The sequence below is a fragment of the Devosia faecipullorum genome (assembly GCF_015158295.1).
In the GTDB taxonomy this organism is placed as follows: domain Bacteria; phylum Pseudomonadota; class Alphaproteobacteria; order Rhizobiales; family Devosiaceae; genus Devosia; species Devosia faecipullorum.
In genome coordinates, this window is record NZ_JACDXV010000018.1 from 1 (window position 1) to 2,294 (window position 2,294).

Below are 2,294 nucleotides of genomic sequence, written 5' to 3' on the forward strand. Positions count from 1 at the left end.
CTGCTCGGCAGGCTTTTTGGTGCTCGGGGATTTAGCAGTCATCTTGGTTCCTTCGTCAGACGACGAGACCAAAACACTCCTTAAAGCTCAACCCTCAATCTGTGCCATGGGCGCTGACGGGGAACACGCTTCATAGCTGCGCCAGGGTCCGCGTCGATGGATGACCTCGGCTTTGTAGAGACCGTTGATAGTCTCGGCCAAGGCGTTGTCATAAGAGTCACCAACGCTGCCCACTGAAGGTTCGATGCCAGCTTTGGCCAGCCGCTCGGTGTACCTGATGGAGACGTATGGGCTGCCTCTATCGCTGTGATGCACCAGACCGCCGCCATGCAGTGGCCGCCGGTCATGCAGAGCCTGCTCCAGGGCGTCCAGAACGAACCCGGTATGAGCCGTCCGAGACGCCCGCCATCCCACGATGCGGCAGGCATAGGCATCGATGACGAAGGCCACGTAGACAAAGCCTGCCCAGGTGGCCACATAGGTGAAATCCGAAAGCCAGAGCCGGTCGGGTGCCGGTGCGTGGAACTGACGGTTCACCTGGTCGAGTGGGCTAGGAGCATCCTTGTCGCTGATCGTGGTGCGAACCGGTTTGCCGCGAATGACGCCCTGCAGGCCGAGGTCCCGCATCAGTCTTTGCACTGTGCATCGCGCAACATCGAACCCTTCCCGTTGCATCTGCCGCCAAACCTTGCGGACCCCATAGACCGAGAAGTTCTCGGCAAACACCCGCATGACCTCAGGCTTGAGGGCTTCATCGCGTTGGGCACGAGCCGACAGAAGCGAGGGATCACGGCGTTGGGCAACATGCTCATGATAGGTGGATGGGGCGACTGGCAGGACCCTGCAGATCGGCTCGACCCCATAGTGCCCACGATGTTCATCGATAAAGGCGATCATCGCTTCAGTGGGCGGTCGAGCTCCGCCTGGGCGAAATATGCGGAGGCTTTGCGTAGGATCTCGTTAGCCTGCCGCAGCTCCCGGTTCTCCCGCTCCAACGCCTTGAGCTTCTCGGATACCTCGCTGGGCACGCCAGCACGCCGACCACCATCGACCTCGGCCTTCTTCACCCAATTGCTCAGGGTGTGGGCCGAACAGCCGATCTTCTGGGAAACCGAAACCACGGCCGCCCAGCGCGACGGATACTCCCCGCCATGTTCCAGCATTATCCGCAACTCCCGGGTCCGCACCTCGGGGAAAAACTTGTTCGTTGTCTTGCTCATCAGGCTCTATCCTACTTGGGAGTTAGAGCCTCCGGCAAACCCGGCGCGGTTCAGCGTCGAACGGCCTCGATATCCTCGAGGACCGCAACATCATTGATCGGGAGCCGGTCGGCTGCAGCACTTTCCAGTTGGTCGACTATGGCCGCGTGGTATGGGGCAAGCTGCCGACGCGAGGATTGTATCGCAACGGTGGCATCGCGGCCTTTGCGGATTTCTCGCTGCGAAAGTCAGTCGAGCTGAATGCCTTGAAGCTCTACTTCCTGGTTGGTGGCGCGGCGCGGCCGCGACACCAACCAGGCGAACCTCAGCTATGACAAGGTGATTGAATACTCGGGCATCGACCGGGCCAAGCTGCGTAGTGCAATCAGCCTGCTGGCCGCAGCCGGTCTGGTGCATGTCGAGCAAACCCGGAGCGGGATCCACGACATGGGAGTATCAAATGCGTATCGGTTGGCCCACATGGATCCTTATTTCCATGGGGGCACCGTTGGGCGTCGGTCGCTATAGCGGCTATTCGCCGGTTTCCAGGTCCCGGCCGATCAGGTCCGTTCCCCGCCAGGACAGGGTGACATTGAAGCGCTTAAACAGCGTGACGAAATCAGCGGGCGTCAGGTCGATGGTGACTTTCTTGACCTCGGGCGCGTCGGCGTTTGCCAGGAAAGCCTGAGCTTCTTCGGCGTTGTTTGCCGCCACCAGGTAGGCCGAGACGGCAGAATAGCCATTGTCGTCCACATAAAGGTCCAAGCCGACGAGAAATTCGCCCTCTCCCTTCTGGCCACGGGCCTCGAGCAGCGACTGGATGCTATCTTCTATCGTGTTGTCGGCCGCGGCATCACCGGACCAATCGCCATACTGCGCTTCTGCCTGGAACTTCTCGAGCATCGGTTTTCCTCCTGTGGGGGATGATCCCCCATAAATAGGCAGCTGGCGCCGGAAAGCTATGTTTCACTGTTCCCCGTCAGCGCCCATGGCACAGATTGAGGGTTGAGCTTTAAGGAGTGTTTTGGTCTCGTCGTCTGACGAAGGAACCAAGATGACTGCTAAATCCCCGAGCACCAAAAAGCCTGCCGAGCA

At 59.8% G+C, this 2,294-nt stretch carries 1 protein-coding gene, 1 pseudogene and 1 other annotated feature; the gene and the pseudogene both read right to left on the reverse strand.

The window, feature by feature from the left end; genetic code table 11:
- Positions 1-126 precede the first annotated feature (126 nt).
- Positions 127-1,220 (reverse strand): annotated as a pseudogene (locus H0482_RS16400) (IS3 family transposase); the annotation flags it as partial.
- Positions 823-939: a sequence feature (AL1L pseudoknot), on the reverse strand. It overlaps the preceding pseudogene by 117 nt.
- Positions 1,221-1,730: 510 nt before the next feature.
- Complete coding sequence (locus H0482_RS16405; protein ID WP_193731109.1) at positions 1,731-2,102, reverse strand: hypothetical protein; 372 nt, start codon at positions 2,100-2,102, stop codon at positions 1,731-1,733.
- Between the last annotated feature and the right edge of the window lie 192 nt (positions 2,103-2,294).